General features: G+C 70.0%; 1 protein-coding gene. It reads left to right on the forward strand.

Annotated features, from left to right (window positions below; genetic code table 11):
* The coding region (locus AC4IJH_RS43845) for an acyltransferase domain-containing protein (RefSeq protein WP_490857623.1) at positions 1-263 on the forward strand (263 nt) is incomplete at both ends.

The following is a 263-nucleotide window of genomic DNA, read 5'->3' on the forward strand; positions in this document are numbered from 1 at the left end:
CGGCTGTTGGAGTCGTGGGGTGTGCGTCCGCAGGTGGTGGCGGGGCATTCGATCGGTGAGCTGGCGGCTGCGTATGTGGCGGGGGTGTGGTCGCTGGAGGATGCGTGCGCGGTGGTGGCCGCGCGTGGCCGTCTCATGCAGGAGCTGCCGACCGGTGGTGCGATGGTGGCGGTGGAGGCCGGTGAGGAGCGGGTCCTTGAGGTGATCGCTGGTCGTCCCGGTGTCGGTATCGCGGCGGTCAACGGTCCGAAGGCCGTGGTGAT

The organism is Streptomyces sp. UF-297, assembly GCF_058245575.1.